This window comes from Chryseobacterium aurantiacum (assembly GCF_003020585.1).
Classification (GTDB): Bacteria; Bacteroidota; Bacteroidia; order Flavobacteriales; family Weeksellaceae; genus Chryseobacterium; species Chryseobacterium aurantiacum.
The window spans coordinates 55,655-75,182 of sequence record NZ_PXUE01000008.1 but is presented as its reverse complement, the minus strand read 5'-3'; the positions used below and the strand labels follow the sequence as shown (position 1 = coordinate 75,182).

Sequence of the window (19,528 nt, the reverse complement as noted above, 5' to 3'; positions counted from 1 at the left end):
ACACCTTTCAGCATGCTGAAAGGTGTTTCTCTTAATAAACATTTATAAAATTACTTCGCAGGAACGCTGCTGAAGTTAAGGGCAACTTTAATGTTCATGTCTGAAGTTGTTTGATTTTTCAGTTCATAAACAGTTCTTACGGTAAGTCCTGAGCTTTTTACAATTTCATCCAAAAATCCGGTATCATTCAAATCCAGATTTAAGCTGGAAGAATTATTGGCCATATTGGAGCGTGATGCAATAAGCCTTTCTCCTGTTCCATTGGATGAAACATATATTTTAACGGACTTAAATGCGCTTAAATTTCCACCTGATGGAGAAGCTACAGAGATCTTGGCTTCAGAAATTCTCACATCCTTGATTTTTGCATTATTATTTCCTCCAAACCATGTTTGCACATTGGTAGCAGTAGCTGTAGAAGAAACTTCCTTGTCAGCAGGTACTCCTGTTGAAACTAAAACATTTGCTGTGTATGGAAATGTATTCTGAACCAGCGATTGTACGGTTCCGCAACTTACAAGTACAGCTGAAGCGGCCATTGCTGTTAGAACTATATTTTTCATAATATTAAATTTAAACTTTGAGTATAGTTTGCAGAAATTGTACCAAATTGGTTAATCCTACTCTACACTTACTGTAAAGTGGCCCTTGGTATTTCCCGAAGCCATATTACTTTTCCCGATAATCAACCAAACCTCTCCTTTTCCCGGAACTTCATAAGTAATGTCTCTTCCGAAAGGCCCATCGTAGTTTCCGTTGGGAAGCTTAATCTGGTTGAACCTGATATTAAATTCTTTTTCCTTGGTTGAAATTTTCGCTTTTATATTGGGCTGATCAAAATTGGTAAGCTTTAAAACAAGTTCCTGATCATCTTTTGTAAACTCTTCACCTAATGTAAACGGAAGCTGGGAAGCATCTGCTGTTCTTACAATTTGTCCCTCTTTTTCATTTCTCATCACTCCTTTACGCAAAACTTCTTTGGTAGCGGGAGCATTGTTAATAATTGAATCTCTTGTTCTCAATACAGCAGAATCTGTCTTATAAACAGAATCCGGCATTTCTGTTACCGCTGCAGAATCTTTTGAGGATACATCCGTCACTGCAGGATCCTTTTTACATGAAATAATAATCAATGGAATTAACAATAAGCTTTTTTTCATAATAATTAATTTTAAGAATGTGAATACAGCATTCTGTTAAGTCCTTTTTAAGTGCGAAAATTGTTCCAACTCTTTTAAAGGTCTTACTTTTTTTACGGAATTATCTTTTCATTACTGTTTTTAATCAATTTAAATGTGATTCACTTTAAACCTTTGGGATTGGATTAAGTTTTTCATCCTATTTTTCTGTTATTTGATGGTTTCATAATAACCAATCTTTGAAAGAAGGGTTTTTGTCTTTTCGTTTTTAATCTTGTTCTGAAGAGCCTTCTTAAGCTTCAGATCATTTTTTTCTTCCGCATATTTTAAAAGTTCCTTTTCACTAAAGTTGACCGTATCAAAATGATAACTAACGTCAAAGTTTTTACGCTTCATATTCTGAGAAATAATAAAACCACCCCAATTGATATAGCTGCACACTAAAATAATTATATAAAAATACCAGACCATCGTATTAAAAAGAAATGCATTACGTTTTCTTTTTTGAATTTTAATATAAGTAAGTCCAAGCCCAATCAATGACAGAAGTAGAAAGGCAAATACACCGAGTCTTTTATAAGTAAAAGCATAATTAACAATATATTCATAGTTTTTCACAGCTGCGGATAATATCAAAACCGCATTAAGGAAGATCCAGATCTTAGCCAAAATTTTCATCAGCTTTGCCTTAGGATCAAAGTTAAAACCAGATTTAAAGTAGAACATAATAACCAAAATAGCCATTATTATAGACAGGATCACGGCGTTTACCCTTTCATGGGTTTCCTCTGATAGCTGAACCGGTGTTTTAGAAACTTCATAAAACTGCTCATAGTTATAGGTAGCGATGAAAAAGATCAATAAAATATTCAAGGAAAAGAAAGATACAATTCCACTTATTCTTTCTGCATCAAGATCAAGGAATGAATAGGTTGCCTTTGGAGTCTGAACCTCTTTTTGAAAGTCATTATCCAGAAAATGATTGTTTTTATATATGAGCTTTTCAACAGCGTGATTCCAGTAATTAAAGGCAATGAAAAATCCTAAAACGGTAAGGCATAACACCTGCCAAAGATTAAGATCAAGTTCATAATCTGTAAACAGGGCCGCAAAGTGATTGCTTCCTGTTGCGTAAATTCCAAAGAAGACGGATAAAAGCAGTACAGGAATCAGTACGAAAGCCATAATTTTTTGCCACAACCCTGAAACATTTCCTTTGGGAAGCCAATCATCCAGCATAAAGATCCGGCAGATGGAAGTACAGCAGTTCACAATAAAGACAGGAATAAGAAAAAGGATCTTCATTCTTCTGTTTTTCGATTTATAAGCAAGCAAAAGAAGGGAGCTTGCCACCGCCAGAAAGGATGGAAAGTCTCCATACCAAGCAAAAGCTATACTTGAGAGGATACTTGTAGCAGTAAGAATGTAGAATGTTCTGGTTTTATTTTTTTCAATTGTTTTAAAAAAGGTCAAAACTGCGTACAGAATTCCCAAGATACCAAGATTCAGCCCTAGGTCCTGATCATAGAACAGAATGACAAATAGGGCTGTTGTAAGAAATATATAGTGATGTGTTTTCATGTTTTAAAGAATTAAATAATTAGAAAAAACTAAAAAGAATGAGAAGATATATTGAAGCAATGGGAATATTTAAAAGCAAAAGAAGCGCTGAGTTTCCGGAAGCTTTTTTTTCAGAAATATCGTTAAGGTAGATGCCTAATTCATACAAAAGAATGATCAGATTTACTATTATGGCAATCATCACATAGGCAAAGCCAAGCAGTAAAAGAAATTCATTACGAACAATCAGAAACGTAAGAAACAACAATGTTCCCAGTACAAATGAGATAAGGAATGTATACTTCCCTGTTAAACTGAACTTAATATTTTCCATATGATATTTAATGGAGTACAACCGTATCTTTTTGTTGAATAAAGTCTTTCAGATGATCAAAGTTCTGCCACAATAAGCTTTCAAAGTCCCACTGATGAAATTCACGCATATTTTGTCCTTTTTTGTAGGCTTTGATATAAATTTTCACATATTCAGGCAGAATAAATGTTCCCAAAACGATAGCAGCTAAAAGATGGGCATTTAGTTTGCCATTTCCCAGCAATAGATATTGCATGGCAATTTCGTCTTCGAAATTAGTTCCACAACCGGTAATCAGGTGATGAACATCATGGTTTTCCATCTTCGGGATCATTGAGAATCCATGCTTATGGTAAAATTCACCAAGTTTTCTTCCCAATGAGTCTTCCTGAAACTCTAACAGCTGTTTTTCATTAAACTGCCATTGTCTTTTTTTCTTTTTAAAGTATTTTCTGTATAATTTCTGGGTTTTATCATACACAAAAAGCAGAAACTGGACGCGTATTTTTTTCATAATGTAATTATTTGAAAACAGATTTTATTTTATTCTATTGAATGCTAAATAATAGCCGGCAAGGAGGTTAGCTTCCCGCAAACAGGCTTCCGAAAATTCCTACTGCGATTTCGATCCAAATCAGTGCAAATACCAGTAAAATAAAAATAGAGATCAGAATTCTCTGACTTTGTTTTTTTATTCTGCTTCTGACCAGGTTGATCAAAAAAGCGGTTGTAAAAAGAAGAGCTCCGGCAATCAGGAAATCTGAAGTCGTCCAGTTTACTTCTTTAGAAAATACATTCCCCAGCAATGGTATGCATAGCAAAGCCAATGGAAGAGCATAAATTGCAAGTGTTTTTTGTTTTTGTGTCATCATTTTTTAATTTTCATATTATAAAGTACTTTGTATTTCAAAGTAAATTTTCAAAAAAATATAGGACTACCGCCCCAATAATTTTTCCAGTGCATCCAGATGATCGGTAAATGCCTGCCTACCGCTTTGTGTGACTCGATAAGATGTTTTAGGCTTCTTCCCTACAAATTCTTTCTTCACTTCAATATATCCTACTTTCTCCAGGGCATTGCTGTGACTGGCCAAATTACCATCTGTAATTTCCAGTAGTGCTTTCATCTCCGAAAAATCAACCCAATCGTTGACCATAAGAACGGACATAATGCCCAATCTTACACGGCTTTCAAATTCTTTATTGAGTTGACTGATCTTGATCATAATAAGTAATAGGTAGCAGCTACTAGGAGCAGATTACGGAGAATAGAACCTAAGGAGCTGCAAAGTTAATTTTTATTTATATTTTCTGTGCATGATCAATCCGTAAACGATGTGCAACACACCAAAACCTACTGACCAAAATACAAGTCCCCAACCTAGAAAAAACAGGGAAAACAATCCTAGGGTGACTTCACAGTATCCCAGATATTTTACGTCTGGTAATGTATATCTTTCAGCACTTATCAAACCTAATCCATAGAAAACCAATGTGGTTGGAGCAACCCATACTATTAAATGGTGGAAAATAAGTGCTGAACAGAAGATTCCCCCCGCTGCTAATGGGACTGCAAAGGTAACCAAAAGTCGCTTTGTAGTGGCATCCCAGATCTTCAACCCTTTCTTTTTGCTTTTATTGGCTGTAAAAATATATCCGCAAAAAACAGCCATTACCAAAACTATAAGTCCTATGACTACCAGTTCCTGAACTAAATCAGGAGTAAAAGTAAGTCTGGCTCCGTTTATATAGCTCACTTTCTTACTTTCCATAGCATAGTATGCATATCCGGCACCCAAAAGAGCAACCACTCCGGCAGCTACTCCGGATAGCCCACTCAATGAAATAAACCTGGAGGAGCGCTCCATCATGGAACGAATATGGGATAAGTCTTCGTGATAATTTTTAACATCCATAAAAAGAACTTTGAATTACAAAGTTATAATTTTTTTTTAATCAACAAATATTTTTTTTAATTATTTCTTCTGATGCTCTTCTTAATTCAGAAAAACATCAATGAAACTGGTATTCAAAAGCTATTTACTTGTTTCTTACTTACAAAAAAAGCCGCTGAACGAGTCAACGGCTGTATATTTAAAAGAATCTGATTATTATTTTGCTCTCAGTCTTTCTTTGATTGCTCCAATGTTTTTCTTGGCGGAATCTTCCAGAATAAGGCTTGCACTCATGTGAATTCTTGTGGGCATCAATTCATTGAAGTGATCTGTTCCTTCCCAGGAAACTTTCTTGATTAATGCTAGAGCATCACTACTTCTTGAAGCCAATGTCTGTAAGAATTTCTCCAGCTTTTCATCCATTTCCTGAATATTGTCTGAAACAGAATGATAAACATTGTGTTGTTCTGCCCATTCAGCAGATCTGAAGTCAGCATCAATTGCCATTGCAGAGAATTGTGATTTACCAATCTTTCTTTCTACGTAAGGTCCTATTACAAAAGGTCCAATACCAAGGTTAATCTCTGTAAGTGCTAATGCAGAATCTTTTGTAGCAAAGCAGTAATCTGCACCGCATGCAATTCCTACTCCACCTCCAGTTGTTTTTCCCTGAACTCTTACCACAACAATTTTTCCGCAGTTTCTCATGGCATTAAGAACTTTTGCAAAGCCTCCGAAGAACTTTGTAGAAGCTTCTAATTCTTCAATTGCCAGAAGCTCATCAAAACTTGCCCCGGCGCAGAACGCTTTTTCGCCTTCACTTTTTACTAGAATAGCCTTTACCTCATCTTTAGCTCCTTCTTCTAAGATGGTTTGAGCCAGTTTTTCTAAAATTGCTCCGGGAAGGGCATTGCTTTTTGGGGTTCCGAAAGTGATTTCGGCAATATTATTTTTAATTTCTGATGCTACGAATTCGTTCATTTTAATTTTTATTGGATTCTTACAAAAATACTAAATACAGTGCGTTTAGAGAAACTTAAGGGAGGTAAATTCTATAGAAAATGTTTAAAAATTCACATTATTGAAAATGAATAGGGAAGATGAATGCAAGGAGTATATAAATCCTTATACGTAGAAATACGGAATGCTCAATTTGGTATTTTCTACTCTAGTGCTGTTTTCGTTTTAGTTGTTCCTTTGGACTAAGAAATAAACAATTAAAGATTAAAAATTATCTACTATGGACGAATACATTGGAATCATTAAGTTATTTGCAGGAAATTTTGCACCAAGAGGGTGGATGTTCTGTGACGGAAGGCTACTTAGCATTGCTAACTACTCAGCTGTATTTTCAATTTTAGGAACTACATATGGTGGTGATGGCAGAACAACATTTGCTCTTCCCAACCTTAAAGGAAAAATGGCTCTGGGAGCAGGAACTGTATCTTCAAACGAAAATTATCCATTGGGAATTGTAGCAGGAACAACACAAACTACTATTTTGACATCAAACCTTCCGAGCATTGGAGCTGGTTTTCAACTTAAGGTAGCTAATCAAAATTCTAACAGTGTAACACCAACAGCTCTATCATCTATTGGTATTACGGGAACACCGAACGGAAGAGTCTTTACACCGGTCCCAAGTTTTATAGACGCTGATCCTGATATGACCATCAATGGTAAGTCTATTACTTTCACCGGACAGAATCTACCTATGAATAATATGCCTCCTTATCTTGGATTAAACTATATTATCTGTGTTGAAGGAATTTATCCTCCACGAGATTAATACTTTGGACAATAACCATAACCTAATTTAAAATCAGAAATCATGAAAAGCACTACTTTTTTAACCATTTGTAGTCTACTCATTTCAATTTTGTCATTTGGGCAGACTAGTACAGAGCAATTTGAGACAGAATCTACTGGAAGTCATAGCTTCACAGATAATGGGGTGATATTCAATATTACTTCCCATGTGTCTACATTTGAAATTGTTACTTTTCCCGGAACAGGGTGGAATGGAACAGCACCTGACAACAGATACATTGATAATACTCTTGGTGTAGGTACAGCTAATCCTTCATTCAGTATAAGGACTACTTCAAATTTATTTAAGACAAACAAATTTTGGATCTTTGTAGCTAATCAATATAATAACCAAAATGTTACAGGAAGCCTTACGGTAACAGGAAAACTAAACGGAATTACAAAGTTTTCCAGTATAAAAAGCAATAATTTTGCAACATCATTAGGTACTACCAATGGCTATACTCTTATTGATCTTACTAACTTGAATGGCATGAATTATTCAAACATCATTATAGATGAGCTACAATTAACATTAGGTGGTAATTATTATTACATGGGAGTTGATGCCTTCACATGGGTAAAAGACAGCGGTGTCGTATTGGGTACATCTGAAACCAAAGTTTCTCAAAAAGAACTTACTATTTATCCTAACCCAACCAATGGTCCGCTTTCTTTAACAACAGAGAAAGGTACAGAAGCAAAAATTTATAATCAGGATGGTAAATTGCTGAAAAGCATCCAAACCCAGAAAGGCATAAATAAAATGGATGTTTCAGAATTTCCAAAAGGAGTTTATTACATCAAAACACCAACTGAATCTACTAAAGTTATTAAAAACTAATATCAACAAATCACAAATAAGTGCTTGTTCCCCCTTGAAGATTCTAATTCATAAATGACAATTCCCTTAACTGATGTTTAGGGGTTTTGTTTTTAGTGCTACAATGTATTTGTCTATATAGAGTTGCTTTTCCTTGGATTTGTACTGCTGAATGTACCTTGGATGTTCCAAAACGGTCATGGTATCAAATAATTTTGCTTCCTTATTAAGTTTTGAAATAAATTCAGCATTCTTTTTACCCAAAATGAAAACTTCTGAAGTATCCAGGTTCAGGCTGATATGTTTCTTTAGGGTATCTATCATAAAGTCTTTTACGGCTGCAAATAATTCTTTATCATCATAATAATTGGCATTGAGCCACCCATTCTTTGTTTTTCTTACAATAGCCAGCGGAAAGGGTGAATTGATATAAATGTCTTTGTAGAATAGGTCTGCCCCTCCATAATCTTCAATCATGTCATACATAAAAACTGACGACACTTCATGGGTATAAGCGGATTTCATTTTTATTCCACAGGCACTTTCTAGTCTTTTGGTATCGGTAAACGGAACTCCTGTAACTCCTGCTCCGTGACGGCTGGGGTTAATTCCTACAATGAACTTTCTTTTGTTGGAATCATTGTAATATTTTTGATAAAACTTTTGCATAACCACCATTGTTTCAGGGTTATCCAAATAAGGATTCAAGACTCCAAACCCATCAGGAAGATCTCCCGAATAGCTCAAATTTTCATTGAAAGTAATCACCTGGTCTGCAAAAGTTTTATTCATTGGATGTATTTTATTTTATAACAACAAAATTATCCGGTTGATCTGAAGAATCATCGTCTTCCTCTTCATCATATTCTTCCTCTTCGGATAGCTCCAATTCTATATCAATAAAGTGAATATAGAGTCCGCATATTTTATCCTGCCCATCATAAGCAAAGTAAACCGGATATATTCCATCTCCTATTCCACTTGCAAATATGGGAATCTGATATTCTGTATTGGGAACCGTCCAATTGATCCAGTCTCCGAGATCTCTTTGGTTTCTTGGATTTTCTTTATAGCTTTTTGCAAACAGCTCTGCAAAGTAATCGTCATAAATATTATCTACATCAAGCTCGGAGATAAATTTCTCTACATATGGGACTACTTCCGGATCTGCAACACATGCTAAACCGGCATCTACTGTAAATCCAAAAAACTCTCCTTCATTGGTACCGTCCAGCTCTTCTATTCCGATTAATGCTTCTCTATAGATAACAGGTTTTTCTTTTGTAAACTCTACTTTTACAGCGGCATATCGATCTCCAAAGTCCTCTAGTTTTACCACGGCAATTGTTACCGGAAAATTCCCTTTAGGGACCTCTACAAAATAAGGTTTCTCTTTTGTATTTAAATATACCAGCGGATCCCTTACAATTACTTTTCCTGATGGCAGGGAAACATTTCCTATTTCCATCACTTCCATCTTCTGATCCATAATTTCATCTGAAGTAAAATAAGCTTCTACATCTACGGGAGATATAAGAATGTCTTTTACTTCTTCCCATTTTTGCATCCAGTTGTTGTTCATTGTTCAATATTTTTTGGATTGATTTTAAGCATGAAAGTAATGAATAAATGTAAAGTCATCAAATACAGCTGAGAGATTTAACAAAAGATTATTAAAACAAAACAGCAAATCTGGTGAGATGCTGCTTTATGTATTGTTAATATTTAAAATTGGTAAACTACGAACTGGCACATATAACACATGCCGCTGCTAGGTCTGGCCATCTTCCGGGGATACAACATACTCCCGGAGGGCAGGAATGAGGAGAACAAGACCAGATTGGACCGGCTCCTTTAAGAGATCTCAATTCGTTTCTTGTAAGTTTTTTTAAGTTTTTCATAGTAATCAGTTTTGATATTCTCTCCTACTCTATATGCTTTTCGGATTTCGCCTATTAAAGTTACTATTTTTTTTATTAAAACATTCATAATCAACTGATATAAAGAAATTTGGAGTTTTATCAAATAAAAAAACAGCAAGTTATTTCTAAAATGCTGCTTTCTTCTATTTTTATTTTGAATTAAATCAATCCAAACTGTTCAAAATGATGGGTAAAATGCTTTTTGTGCATCAGCTCCCACATTTCTTTGTTCAGTTTTCCAAAAACAAAGTTCAGGTGTTCTGCCTGTGGGTTTTCTTTATAATACACCACAAATCTTTTCAGATTATCAATAAATGCTTGTTTTGCTGCGTCCAGATTCTTGTGTGTAGGTTCCGGAAGTGAGCCATCCTGAGGCAAAAACGGAGCGGTAAAGTCTTTCGGCATTTTTCTGTGGTTGTAAAGGGAATCCTGGTATTTTTCAACATTCTCTTCCGGAGTAAAGCATTTCTCTGCTTCCGGTTCTCCTAAGCTTACCAGTACTCCTTGTTCAAGGTGTTCGATCATTTGCTGTGGAGACATTTTACCCCATAATGCAGGAGTCTTTTCCGTTAATCCGTTTAAGATCTTTTGAACATTCTTCACATTCAGATCAATGAAAGGAGATTGCTTTGCAACCAATGTTAAGATGGTAGCTACACAAACAACCTCATCTCTTTGGTTTACAACTTCAACCAGCCATTTTACAACTCCTGACGGGATATTTCTTCCTTTTACCCCTCTGTTGATTTTTTCTTTTGCTGTCAGATAAACCGTAATGGTATCGCCTGCATATACCGGTTTGAAGAAACTACATTCTTCCAATCCATAATTAGCAATAACAGGTCCTTTTTTACCAGAAACAAATAATCCTGCCGCTGCTGAAAGAATGAAGTATCCGTGAGCAACCGTTTTATCAAAGATCGTCCCAGTTAAGCTTGTAGCATCAGTATGGGCGTAGAAATGATCCCATGAAACATTGGAGAAGTTCACAATATCTGCATCAGTAACCGTTCTTCCTGCTGTTTCCAGAGAATCACCTACTGCAACTTCTTCAAAGTATTTTTGGAAAGGATGCTTGTCTGAGAATTTCTTCTCCGCTCCTTGCTGATAGATTTTGGTAATTGCCTTCAGTACATCCGGAGACCCCTGAATGGCTGTTTTTTGTAGGAAGAAGTGCAGACCGCTTAAACCGCCCATTTCTTCTCCGCCCCCGGCTCTACCAGGTCCTCCGTGCATTAATGTAGGAAGTGGTGAACCATGTCCTGTACTTTCTTTGGCGTTATCTCTGTTCAATACAAAGATTCTTCCGTGTTGGGAGGCCATTTTCCATGATGTTTCTGCAATAAAGTTTTCGTCATGAGAAATAATGGATCCTACCAAACTTCCTTTTCCTCTTTTTGCCAGTGCAGCGGCTTCTTCAGCATCTTTATAAGGCATTAATGTAGATACCGGCCCGAAAGCTTCTACATCGTGAGAGATATTTTTTTCGAAAGGCTTATCATTCAGGAATAATTTCGGACTCATAAATGCTCCGTTTTCATAGGATGCATCTACAAGTTCATGTTTCCCATCATATACAAGCTCTGTTTCTGATTTTAGAATGTTTACTTTTCTTAAAACCTCTTCATATTGCTGTCTTCCCACCAAAGATCCCATTCTTGTTTCTCTGCTTAATGGGTTTCCTATTTTTGTTTGGTCTAAAGCTTTCGATAAAGCACTCTGAACATCACCAATGAAATGTTCCGGAACAATAATTCTTCTGATGGCTGTACATTTCTGACCGGCTTTTGTGGTCATTTCGTTACGTACTTCCTTGATGAATAAATCAAATTCAGGGGTTCCCGGCTTGGCTTCTAATCCAAGGATTGAACAGTTCAGAGAGTCTGCTTCCATATTGAAACGAACAGCATTCCCGGCAACGGATGGTAGAGATTTTAGTTTTCTCCCTGTAGTTGCAGAACCTGTAAACAAAACAGAGTCTCCATCCTGAACATAATCCAGAATATTTCCAGGTTCTCCGCATACCAATTGTACAGCACCTTCAGGTAATACTCCACTTTCAATCATATCCTGAAATACCACATTGGTAAGGTAAGAACCAAAAGGTGATGGCTTTACAATAGATGGCACCCCTGCCAATAAGGATGTGGATAACTTTTCCAACATTCCCCAAACAGGAAAGTTGTAGGCGTTGATCTGTACAGAAACGCCTTCACTTGGTGTTAAAATGTGAGTTCCCAAATGGGTTCCGTTTGCAGAAATCTTCTGAGTATCTCCATCTACCCAAAACGGGGTATTAGGAAGCATTCTCTTTGCTAACCCTGAATAGGTAAAGAAAGTTCCGAAACCTCCTTCAATATCCACCCATGAATCAACATGTGTAGCCCCTGTTTTATAAGATAATTCGTAGTATTTTTTCTTTCTTTCCAGTAGGTAAAGCGCTACCTTTTTCAGCATTTCTCCACGATCATAAAACGTCATTGAAGAAAGGTTTTTGTATCCTACAGTCCTACCATAATCTAGAGCCTGTTCAAAGTTTAGTCCCTCTGTATCGGAAACTGCTACCTGTTCTCCTGTTACGGCATTGTATAAAGGAATTCCGGCTCCGGTTCCCTCTACCCATTGTCCGTAGATATAGTTTTTTAGTTTTTCCATAAAATATTTTATACTTTAATTTATCAATGTATCATTTAACATTTTACTAATGAGACTCTTACTTCGTTCCGAATAACATCATATAATATAATTGTTAGATTTTCACATTGTTATATTGTTACATTTATTTCGGTTCCTGATATGGAAACATCTTCACCAATCCTTCGTATAAACTTCTGTGAAGAATAGTTGCATGATTGTCAGTTTCCATCATTTTATATTCAATTGTCCAGTTTTTCTTATTGGATTTTTTAAGAACATCATACCAGGCTTCGGCATCTTTTACCATTACCGGATGCTCTCCTTTTCCTACAGAAACATAAACGAATTTTTTAGTATCCGGAGATTTTGAAAGTAATTGAGGAGCTTGTTTTAATAAACTTTCATCATCCCACCATAAACTTGGACTGATGATAAAATAGTTATTGAACATTTCAGGCTTTTTCAGTAGAATTTCAGTTGCCAGAAGCCCACCCAATGATTGACCAAACAAATATTTATCTGTTGTTTTAAACTGAGTTTCTATGTAGGGTTTTAATTCTTTTTCAAGAAAGGTGATGAACTTGTCAGAATGCCCTGTTGTAGGGTAATCTTTTTGTAGATCCTTCAAATCTGTGTGAAAAGTAAAATCTCTTTTTCTGTCTATATTTGCAATTCCCACCACAATTGTTGCCGGCATTGAATACATCTGATTAAAGAACTGTACCAATCCTGAAACGTGGATAAAATCTTCATTCACACTTCCGTCCAGAAGATAAATAATGGGATAGGATTTAGTTTTATCAAACCCTTGAGGAAGATAAATATTCAATGTTCTTTCTTCATTTAAAACCTTGGATTTTAATGTCCTTACCTCACCAATGGTAAGTGGTTTCGTTGTTTCTGTCTGTGCAGACACTGTAAAGTTAACAGCAAACAGAATACTGCATAATATGAAAACTTTCTTGATCATGTTTAATTTTATAGTTATTATTTAATATCATCCCAGATGCTGTAATCCACCACTTTCGTAGGAATTTGCTGTACATATTCTGTAAATGGTTCACAAGGAAGTATGGCTTCTTTTCCTTCTCTCGCCAATTCCTGATATAGCTTTGTTCCCTCAGTTTTCCAATGGATCATTTCATCGGATACATCACGGATGACTTTTGCAGGGCTTCCTACAATCAGTTTTCTGGGTTCACATCTAAAGTTGGCAGGCACAAAAGCCAATGCACCAACAATGCTTTCGTCACCAATGTAGGCTTTGTCCATCACCACAGAATTCATTCCGATTAAGCAATTTTTTCCGATGTGACCGGAGTGAATGATCGCTCCGTGGCCAATATGTGCAGATTCTTCAAGGATTGTTTCTATATTAGGAAAAACATGCAGGGTACAATTTTCCTGAACGTTGGCTCCGTCTTTAATGATAATTTTTCCCCAGTCTCCACGGATAACGGCATTCGGGCCGATATAGACTTCTTCACCAATTTCCACATTTCCGATAATAACTGCCTGTGGATGAATGTAGGCAGATTTCTTTATAATGGGACGAATCCCGTGGTATGAGTAGATGTTCATAAAATTTAAATTTAATATACCAATTTAACAATGTAGCAGTCTAGCAATAGATTCAATATTGTTATATTGGTAAACTGTTACATTGTTACATTATTTAAAAAGTTATACTTTTTCAATAACCATTGCGTATCCCTGTCCTACACCGATACAAAGGGTACACAATGCATATTTTTTATCTTGCTTCTGAAGCTCCATCGCCGCTGAACCAATAATTCTCGCTCCGGAAACTCCTAGTGGATGGCCAATGGCAATAGCTCCGCCATTTGGATTTATTCTTGCGTCATCATCCTGTAAACCTAAGCTTCTTGTTACAGCTAAAGCTTGTGCAGCAAAGGCTTCGTTTAATTCGATAACATCTATATCATCCAGGGAAAGGTTTAATCTTTTTAAAAGTTTTTGTGTAGCTTCTACAGGTCCTATTCCCATAATTCTAGGTTCTACTCCTGCTACGGAAGATCCTAAAATTTTAGCTTTTGGTTTCAATCCATATTTTTTTACAGCTTCTTCGCTTGCTAAAATTAAAGCGGCAGCACCGTCATTCATTCCTGAAGCATTTCCGGCAGTTACTGTTCCTTCTTTTCTGAAAGCCGGACGAAGTTTTCCTAATCCCTCGATAGATGAGGTTGGCTTAATAAATTCGTCTTTTTCAAAAATGATAGGTTCTCCTTTCCTTTGTGGAATTTCAACTTTTACAATTTCTTCGGCCAGTCTTCCGCTTTCCTGAGCTTTTGTTGCTTTCTGCTGAGACCACAGGGCAAATTTATCCTGATCTTCTCTGTTTATCTGATGCATATCAGCCAGGTTTTCTGCTGTTTCACCCATCCCATCAACGCCATACATTTCTTTCATCTTCGGATTAACAAAACGCCATCCGAAAGTTGTATCATACATCTGACTGTCTCTTCCGAAAGCTGCGCTTGGTTTTGACATTACGTAAGGAGAACGCGTCATGTGTTCTACTCCACCGGCAATGTAAATTTCGCCCTCTCCTGATGCAATGGAACGGAATGCATTAGCCACAGCAGACATTCCTGAAGCACAAAGTCTGTTTACCGTTTCTCCTCCAATTTTGTAAGGAAGCCCAGCCAATAAAAGTCCCATTCTGGCAACGTTTCTGTTATCTTCACCTGCTTGGTTTGCACATCCGAAAATAACATCTTCAATTTCCTCTACAGGAACTTCAGGGTTTCTTGCCACCACTTCTTTGATAACAATGGCAGCCAAATCATCTGCTCTTACTTCTGATAATCCTCCCTGTAGTTTTGAAATAGGAGTTCTTACATAGTCTATGATGTATACGTTGTTCATAATTATTTTGATGTAGCAATTTAACAGTGTAACAATTATTGATACATTGTCATATTGGTTATTGATTTTTATTTAAACTTGTACTTAATATTTCTTTAGCTGCAATGCGCTTAAAGCTCTGTTACTTTCTTTCCAATTTTATAAACTGTCCCGACAAATTTTGCAATCAGATCATTATTTTGATTGGTGATTTTAATGTCATAAACAGCTGTTTTTCTTGTATCATTTACTAAAATACTTTCTGCTCTGAATACATCACCCTCTTTTCCTGCCTTGGTAAAATTGATGATACAGTTCAAGGCTACAGCTGCGTCTCCAGTATTATTGGAGGAAAATGCCAGGGCAGAATCTGCAAAAGCAAACGTAACCCCTCCGTGAACTGTTTTAAGCCCATTGATCATGTCCTTTTTGATGGGCATTTCTATCAGGCAATAATTTTCTTTTACTTCAATCATTTTGATATTCATCCATTGGGAAAAATAATCCTGATTGAACATATAATCTGCAACTTGTCTTGGATTCATTTCTATTATGCGTTTGATATTTCTTCATATAATTCGTCAACTAACCGATCATAGATATTCATGGTTTTACCAAGAATTATTTGTTCATATGAAAGATGAGTTTCGGAACTCACAGGGTTATTTTCGGCTTCATAGGGAGCATTAAGATCAATACCATTTTCATCTGCCAGTCTCTTGATCAGCAATCTGTACTTCTCATTAAACGTTCCCAGTATTTCAAGCTTTTCCTGATAATCATCAATGGAAGGAAGCTCCTGAATTAAATACTGCTTTTCTATGGAAAGCCTTAGTTCCAATTCATCCCTGAATTCTTCTATATTCATTATTTTTGAATTTAACAATCTAACAGTTGACCAATACAACACTTTGATAAGCTAACATAGCCACGGTATTGGCAAACTGATACATTGATCCATTTTATAGTTTACGAAGTAAAGGGCTTTGTCTGTATCTTTCTTCCTGATATTCTTCGTAAAGATTCTGTAGTGTTTCGGAAATTTTTGAATATCCGATTTCTTTCCCCCAGCTTAATAATCCTTTTGGATAATTTACACCTTTCTGCATTGCCAATTCGATATCATCATCGTTTGCAACGCCTAATCTTTTAGCTTCTACCGCTTCATTAATCAACATTGAAATGATTCTTAAAAAAATCTGCTGATAAAGGGCATCATCTTTTTGAGCTTCCGGTTTTACCGATCCCTCACTATAATCGTAAAATCCTCTTCCTGTTTTCCTTCCGTGAAGTTTCGCTTCAGACATTCTCTGCTGCAATAGGGAAGGCTTGTATTTCGGATCGTAGAAATAATCTTTGTAAACAGTGGTGGTTACTGCAAAGTTAACATCAACTCCAATAAGGTCCATTAATTCAAAAGGCCCCATTTTGAAGTTTCCAAGGGTTTTCATTGCTTCATCTACCTGTTCCGGTGTTGCTATATTTTCTTCAACAATTCTTAATCCCTCACCATAATAAGGGCGGGCAATTCTGTTGACAATAAATCCGGGAATATCCTTAGCAATAACAGGTGTTTTCCCCCAATCTTTCATGAGGTTGTAGATTTTTTCTGCTAATGTTTTTTCTGTTAATAAAGAAGGGATTACTTCCACTAATGGCATCAACGGAGCCGGATTGAAGAAGTGAATTCCGATGAAACGCTCGGGTTTCTTTAATTCTGCACCAAGAGAGGTGATAGAAATGGATGATGTATTGGAACCAATGATACAATTTTCAGAAACATAGGTTTCAAGTTCTGTAAAAACCTTGGTTTTGATGTCTTTATTTTCAATGATTGCTTCAATAACCAGATCAGAATCTTTTAAATCCTGCAGGGTTGAACCTTTAGCAATATTGTTTCTGATCTCTGTAGCTTTTTCCTGAGAAATTTTGTCTTTTTCGACAAGTTTTTGAAGTGTTTTCTCTAAGCCTGAAAGTGCTTTATCAATTTGTGGAGCATTAGCGTCAAATAAAACAACTTTGCATCCTGCTGTTGCAGCTACCTGAGCAATACCAACGCCCATGGTCCCTGCCCCAATAATTCCAATATTCTTCATTTTTGTACAATGTAAAATGTACAATGTAAAAAGTATTTAACTGTACATTATACATTTTACTTTCTACATTGTACAAATTTTTATTTTCCTTTATAATTAGGTTTTCTTTTCTGTAAAAAGGCATTTACTCCCTCCAGGAAGTCTTCTGTTTCGGCAGCTTCTTGTTGCAGGTCTCCCTCAAGTTCCAACTGCTCTTTCAATGTGTTTGTATAAGATTGAGCAAAAGCTTTTTTGGTCAGCTTAAGGGCTGCCGTTGGCATGTTTGCCATTTTTTCAAGGATTTCCATTGATTTTGGCCCAAATTCTTCTTCAGTGAAAACCTCAGCTACAAGACCGTAAGATTTAGACTCTTCAGCAGATAATTTTTTACCGGTGAAAGCTAAATAATTCGCCAATTGTCTACCTAAGAGTTTCGGTAAGAAGTAAGTTCCTCCTGTATCCGGAATTAAGCCGATATTTGAAAATGCCTGTGAAAAATAGGCTTTGTTGTTGGCCAATACAAAATCACAGATGAGTGCCAACATAGCTCCTGCTCCTACTGCCGGTCCGTTTACCAGTGCAATAACCGGTTTTTTACAACGAGTAACTTCGGTAACCAACGGATTGTAATAATCTACTACAATTTTTCTGATGATATCCTGATCATTGTGCTCCTTGCCTGTTACAAAAGCTTCGTCCAGATTCTGACCGGAGCAAAAAGCTCTTCCTCTTCCGGAAATGGCAACACATCTTACCGTTTCATCATTACTGCATTCTTTTATAAAATCTCTCAAGTCTGCCAAAGCAGGCTTTGTAAGAGCGTTCATTGTTTCTGGCTGATTAAGATATGCTATTTTGAGCTTCCCGTCAAAATGCGATTCAATATCTAGTTGTGTATACATAAAAATATCTATTTAAGTTCAGATAAATATAATAATTTAACAGTATAACAATGCAACAATTTACCAATTACAGTGCGAATATTTCAATGCTATGCATTATTGGTATCATTAGATTGTTACATTATTAGATTGTGACCTTCTTACATTTCTTAATGGCATTTAAAATAATCAAACGGTTCCAGACAGTCTAAGCATTGATAGGAAGCCTTACACAAGGTAGACCCGAATCTGCTGATCTGTTTGGTATGTTCAGAACCACATCTTGGACATTTTTTCGGTTTCCCGATATGATGTTCGTCTGCTCCTTTTTCGGGAGGGGTGATTCCGTACACTCGAAGTTTTTCTCTTGCTTCATCCGTCAACCAGTCTGTTGTCCAGATAGGAAACATTTTGGTCACCACCTTTGCATCCCATCCGTTTTCTTTCATAATCTTTATAATGTCCTCTTCAATGGTAAACATTGCAGGACAGGCGGAATAGGTAGGAGTGATTGTTACTTCACAAGAATTCTCACTGGTAACCTTTGCTTCTCTTACAATTCCAAGTTCCACAATATTGATCACCGGAATTTCCGGATCAGGAACCATTTCTAATATCTCTAAAGGGTTTTTCAATCTTCTTTTTTATCTGAAAAGTTTTTAAACGCAAAGTGCATTAAGTTTTTTTTGACTGCTAAACGTTTTTAATTTCGCAAAGGCGTTTCACTTAGCAAAGTCAACAAAATATAATTTCAATGGCAGTTCAAATTGTTACATTGATAAACTGCTCCATTGCTCCATTCAAAAATCTACCAAGTACAACCAGGATACGCTCTCTGCATATACTGAAGTTCACAAAGGATAAATCCAAAATACTCTGTATGGTATCCTGTTCTTGATTTTGGCTGCATAAACGGATTAGCTGGATATTCTAATCCAAAACCTTGAAAATCTTTCTTTGTAATAGCAACAAATTCTTCGTAAAGAGCATCTACATTTGGAACGATATTTAAAGCAACCAGATCGTCTTCTCCTTCTGTTTTAGCAAAAAGACCTTTTGTATATTCCCAGATATCTTCAATTGCTCTTTTCAAACGAGTTTTACTTTCTTCTGTTCCCTGAGCAAAAATTTTCATCCAGGAAGCCGTATGGGTATAATGATATCTTACTTCTTTCAAAGACTTTTGAGCAATTGCAGAAAGTTCTTCATTCGCAGAATTGGATAATGCTTCATACATCAGCTTTTGATAGACTGCAAAAACATATACTTTCAAAATAGTCTGTGCATAATCTTCGTTGGGAAGTTCTACCCAGTGTGCATTTAAATATTCATGCTCGTATCTTAAGAACGCCAAGTCATCTTCACTTTTACCGTTATCCACCACTCTGGAAGCATAAACGTAAAAGTTGTTAGCCTGCCCAAGTTCATCCAAAGCAATGTTCGTCAATGCAATATCTTCCTCCAGATAAGGACCTTCACCGCACCATGCAGACAAGCGCTGTCCCATAATGAAACTGTCGTCTGCTAGTTTTAATAAATAATTATATAATGGGTTCATTGTTTTTCTATTTGTAAAATGACTCAATGTAAAATGTATTAATGATTG

The 19,528-nt window shown here is 36.2% G+C and carries 24 protein-coding genes; 2 read left to right on the top strand and 22 right to left on the bottom strand.

The features are described from left to right. Window positions 1–50 precede the first annotated feature (50 nt). The 9 genes from C7D53_RS20045 to C7D53_RS20005 all read right to left on the bottom strand — a co-directional run bounded on the left by C7D53_RS20045 (window position 51) and on the right by C7D53_RS20005 (window position 5,888). Window positions 51–563, bottom strand: coding sequence for a hypothetical protein (locus C7D53_RS20045; protein ID WP_106918174.1), 513 nt, complete (start codon window positions 561–563; stop codon window positions 51–53). Window positions 564–620: 57 nt separating this feature from the next. Beyond that, window positions 621–1,160: a hypothetical protein gene (locus tag C7D53_RS20040; protein WP_106918173.1), complete on the bottom strand. Its 540-nt coding sequence runs from the start codon at window positions 1,158–1,160 to the stop codon at window positions 621–623. Window positions 1,161–1,349: 189 nt separating this feature from the next. Next, on the bottom strand, window positions 1,350–2,720 hold the full coding sequence (locus C7D53_RS20035; RefSeq protein WP_106918172.1) for a DUF4153 domain-containing protein: 1,371 nt from the start codon (window positions 2,718–2,720) through the stop codon (window positions 1,350–1,352). A gap of 19 nt (window positions 2,721–2,739) precedes the next feature. Next, window positions 2,740–3,033: a hypothetical protein gene (locus C7D53_RS20030; RefSeq protein ID WP_162926234.1), complete on the bottom strand. Its 294-nt coding sequence runs from the start codon at window positions 3,031–3,033 to the stop codon at window positions 2,740–2,742. Window positions 3,034–3,040: 7 nt separating this feature from the next. Continuing rightward, window positions 3,041–3,526, bottom strand: a complete 486-nt coding sequence (locus tag C7D53_RS20025; protein ID WP_106918170.1) for a Coq4 family protein — start codon at window positions 3,524–3,526, stop codon at window positions 3,041–3,043. A gap of 67 nt (window positions 3,527–3,593) precedes the next feature. Beyond that, window positions 3,594–3,884, bottom strand: coding sequence for a hypothetical protein (locus C7D53_RS20020; RefSeq protein ID WP_106918169.1), 291 nt, complete (start codon window positions 3,882–3,884; stop codon window positions 3,594–3,596). A 63-nt stretch (window positions 3,885–3,947) separates the two neighbouring features. Further along, window positions 3,948–4,238 carry a winged helix-turn-helix domain-containing protein gene (locus C7D53_RS20015; protein WP_106918168.1) on the bottom strand — a complete coding sequence of 97 codons (291 nt, stop codon included), beginning with the start codon at window positions 4,236–4,238 and terminating at the stop codon, window positions 3,948–3,950. 72 nt (window positions 4,239–4,310) lie between these two features. Next, entirely contained in the window at window positions 4,311–4,928 is a 618-nt protein-coding gene (locus C7D53_RS20010; protein ID WP_106918167.1) for a hypothetical protein, read from the bottom strand. A gap of 195 nt (window positions 4,929–5,123) precedes the next feature. Then, window positions 5,124–5,888, bottom strand: coding sequence for an enoyl-CoA hydratase/isomerase family protein (locus tag C7D53_RS20005; RefSeq protein ID WP_106918166.1), 765 nt, complete (start codon window positions 5,886–5,888; stop codon window positions 5,124–5,126). Window positions 5,889–6,147: 259 nt separating this feature from the next. Between C7D53_RS20005 and C7D53_RS20000 the strand changes: the two genes are divergently transcribed. Next, entirely contained in the window at window positions 6,148–6,696 is a 549-nt protein-coding gene (locus C7D53_RS20000; RefSeq protein ID WP_106918165.1) for a phage tail protein, read from the top strand. A 42-nt stretch (window positions 6,697–6,738) separates the two neighbouring features. Next, window positions 6,739–7,560 carry a T9SS type A sorting domain-containing protein gene (locus C7D53_RS19995; RefSeq protein ID WP_106918164.1) on the top strand — a complete coding sequence of 274 codons (822 nt, stop codon included), beginning with the start codon at window positions 6,739–6,741 and terminating at the stop codon, window positions 7,558–7,560. Window positions 7,561–7,626: 66 nt separating this feature from the next. On the opposite strand, the gene C7D53_RS19990 is transcribed toward C7D53_RS19995, so the two are convergent. From C7D53_RS19990 to paaC, 13 genes are all read right to left on the bottom strand, one after another. Continuing rightward, the gene (locus tag C7D53_RS19990; RefSeq protein WP_106918163.1) at window positions 7,627–8,331 is read right to left on the bottom strand and encodes an SMUG2 DNA glycosylase family protein; all 705 of its coding nucleotides are present in this window, start codon (window positions 8,329–8,331) and stop codon (window positions 7,627–7,629) included. Between the two features lie 10 nt (window positions 8,332–8,341). Beyond that, window positions 8,342–9,121 (bottom strand): DUF4241 domain-containing protein, encoded by a 780-nt coding sequence (locus C7D53_RS19985; RefSeq protein ID WP_106918162.1) that lies wholly within the window; start codon window positions 9,119–9,121, stop codon window positions 8,342–8,344. Between the two features lie 157 nt (window positions 9,122–9,278). After that, a complete protein-coding gene (locus C7D53_RS21060; protein ID WP_162926233.1) occupies window positions 9,279–9,440 on the bottom strand; it encodes a bacteriocin-like protein in 162 nt (53 codons plus the stop codon). A 180-nt stretch (window positions 9,441–9,620) separates the two neighbouring features. After that, window positions 9,621–12,116: a phenylacetic acid degradation bifunctional protein PaaZ gene (paaZ, locus tag C7D53_RS19980; protein ID WP_106918161.1), complete on the bottom strand. Its 2,496-nt coding sequence runs from the start codon at window positions 12,114–12,116 to the stop codon at window positions 9,621–9,623. 124 nt (window positions 12,117–12,240) lie between these two features. Continuing rightward, the gene (locus tag C7D53_RS19975) at window positions 12,241–13,068 is read right to left on the bottom strand and encodes an alpha/beta hydrolase (protein WP_106918160.1); all 828 of its coding nucleotides are present in this window, start codon (window positions 13,066–13,068) and stop codon (window positions 12,241–12,243) included. Window positions 13,069–13,085: 17 nt separating this feature from the next. Next, complete coding sequence (locus C7D53_RS19970; RefSeq protein ID WP_106918159.1) at window positions 13,086–13,679, bottom strand: acyltransferase; 594 nt, start codon at window positions 13,677–13,679, stop codon at window positions 13,086–13,088. Window positions 13,680–13,781: 102 nt separating this feature from the next. Then, entirely contained in the window at window positions 13,782–14,987 is a 1,206-nt protein-coding gene (pcaF, locus tag C7D53_RS19965; protein WP_106918158.1) for a 3-oxoadipyl-CoA thiolase, read from the bottom strand. Between the two features lie 110 nt (window positions 14,988–15,097). After that, window positions 15,098–15,511 carry a PaaI family thioesterase gene (locus C7D53_RS19960; protein ID WP_106918157.1) on the bottom strand — a complete coding sequence of 138 codons (414 nt, stop codon included), beginning with the start codon at window positions 15,509–15,511 and terminating at the stop codon, window positions 15,098–15,100. 5 nt (window positions 15,512–15,516) lie between these two features. Beyond that, entirely contained in the window at window positions 15,517–15,834 is a 318-nt protein-coding gene (locus tag C7D53_RS19955) for a hypothetical protein (RefSeq protein ID WP_106918156.1), read from the bottom strand. 94 nt (window positions 15,835–15,928) lie between these two features. Beyond that, the gene (locus C7D53_RS19950; protein WP_106918155.1) at window positions 15,929–17,062 is read right to left on the bottom strand and encodes a 3-hydroxyacyl-CoA dehydrogenase NAD-binding domain-containing protein; all 1,134 of its coding nucleotides are present in this window, start codon (window positions 17,060–17,062) and stop codon (window positions 15,929–15,931) included. A gap of 80 nt (window positions 17,063–17,142) precedes the next feature. Beyond that, on the bottom strand, window positions 17,143–17,943 hold the full coding sequence (locus tag C7D53_RS19945) for an enoyl-CoA hydratase/isomerase family protein (protein WP_106918154.1): 801 nt from the start codon (window positions 17,941–17,943) through the stop codon (window positions 17,143–17,145). A 149-nt stretch (window positions 17,944–18,092) separates the two neighbouring features. Then, entirely contained in the window at window positions 18,093–18,530 is a 438-nt protein-coding gene (gene paaD, locus C7D53_RS19940) for a 1,2-phenylacetyl-CoA epoxidase subunit PaaD (RefSeq protein WP_106918208.1), read from the bottom strand. Between the two features lie 200 nt (window positions 18,531–18,730). Continuing rightward, window positions 18,731–19,480, bottom strand: a complete 750-nt coding sequence (gene paaC, locus C7D53_RS19935) for a 1,2-phenylacetyl-CoA epoxidase subunit PaaC (RefSeq protein ID WP_106918153.1) — start codon at window positions 19,478–19,480, stop codon at window positions 18,731–18,733. Between the last annotated feature and the right edge of the window lie 48 nt (window positions 19,481–19,528).

Bases quoted from the DNA above. Each gene is read 5' to 3' on its own strand.
- C7D53_RS20045 (WP_106918174.1), bottom strand. From the start codon at position 563: ATGAAAAATATAGTTCTAACAGCAATGGCCGCTTCAGCTGTACTTGTA.
- C7D53_RS20040 (WP_106918173.1), bottom strand. From the start codon at position 1,160: ATGAAAAAAAGCTTATTGTTAATTCCATTGATTATTATTTCATGTAAA.
- C7D53_RS20035 (WP_106918172.1), bottom strand. From the start codon at position 2,720: ATGAAAACACATCACTATATATTTCTTACAACAGCCCTATTTGTCATT.
- C7D53_RS20030 (WP_162926234.1), bottom strand. From the start codon at position 3,033: ATGGAAAATATTAAGTTCAGTTTAACAGGGAAGTATACATTCCTTATC.
- C7D53_RS20025 (WP_106918170.1), bottom strand. From the start codon at position 3,526: ATGAAAAAAATACGCGTCCAGTTTCTGCTTTTTGTGTATGATAAAACC.
- C7D53_RS20020 (WP_106918169.1), bottom strand. From the start codon at position 3,884: ATGATGACACAAAAACAAAAAACACTTGCAATTTATGCTCTTCCATTG.
- C7D53_RS20015 (WP_106918168.1), bottom strand. From the start codon at position 4,238: ATGATCAAGATCAGTCAACTCAATAAAGAATTTGAAAGCCGTGTAAGA.
- C7D53_RS20010 (WP_106918167.1), bottom strand. From the start codon at position 4,928: ATGGATGTTAAAAATTATCACGAAGACTTATCCCATATTCGTTCCATG.
- C7D53_RS20005 (WP_106918166.1), bottom strand. From the start codon at position 5,888: ATGAACGAATTCGTAGCATCAGAAATTAAAAATAATATTGCCGAAATC.
- C7D53_RS20000 (WP_106918165.1), top strand. From the start codon at position 6,148: ATGGACGAATACATTGGAATCATTAAGTTATTTGCAGGAAATTTTGCA.
- C7D53_RS19995 (WP_106918164.1), top strand. From the start codon at position 6,739: ATGAAAAGCACTACTTTTTTAACCATTTGTAGTCTACTCATTTCAATT.
- C7D53_RS19990 (WP_106918163.1), bottom strand. From the start codon at position 8,331: ATGAATAAAACTTTTGCAGACCAGGTGATTACTTTCAATGAAAATTTG.
- C7D53_RS19985 (WP_106918162.1), bottom strand. From the start codon at position 9,121: ATGAACAACAACTGGATGCAAAAATGGGAAGAAGTAAAAGACATTCTT.
- C7D53_RS21060 (WP_162926233.1), bottom strand. From the start codon at position 9,440: ATGAAAAACTTAAAAAAACTTACAAGAAACGAATTGAGATCTCTTAAA.
- paaZ (WP_106918161.1), bottom strand. From the start codon at position 12,116: ATGGAAAAACTAAAAAACTATATCTACGGACAATGGGTAGAGGGAACC.
- C7D53_RS19975 (WP_106918160.1), bottom strand. From the start codon at position 13,068: ATGATCAAGAAAGTTTTCATATTATGCAGTATTCTGTTTGCTGTTAAC.
- C7D53_RS19970 (WP_106918159.1), bottom strand. From the start codon at position 13,679: ATGAACATCTACTCATACCACGGGATTCGTCCCATTATAAAGAAATCT.
- pcaF (WP_106918158.1), bottom strand. From the start codon at position 14,987: ATGAACAACGTATACATCATAGACTATGTAAGAACTCCTATTTCAAAA.
- C7D53_RS19960 (WP_106918157.1), bottom strand. From the start codon at position 15,511: ATGAATCCAAGACAAGTTGCAGATTATATGTTCAATCAGGATTATTTT.
- C7D53_RS19955 (WP_106918156.1), bottom strand. From the start codon at position 15,834: ATGAATATAGAAGAATTCAGGGATGAATTGGAACTAAGGCTTTCCATA.
- C7D53_RS19950 (WP_106918155.1), bottom strand. From the start codon at position 17,062: ATGAAGAATATTGGAATTATTGGGGCAGGGACCATGGGCGTTGGTATT.
- C7D53_RS19945 (WP_106918154.1), bottom strand. From the start codon at position 17,943: ATGTATACACAACTAGATATTGAATCGCATTTTGACGGGAAGCTCAAA.
- paaD (WP_106918208.1), bottom strand. From the start codon at position 18,530: ATGGTTCCTGATCCGGAAATTCCGGTGATCAATATTGTGGAACTTGGA.
- paaC (WP_106918153.1), bottom strand. From the start codon at position 19,480: ATGAACCCATTATATAATTATTTATTAAAACTAGCAGACGACAGTTTC.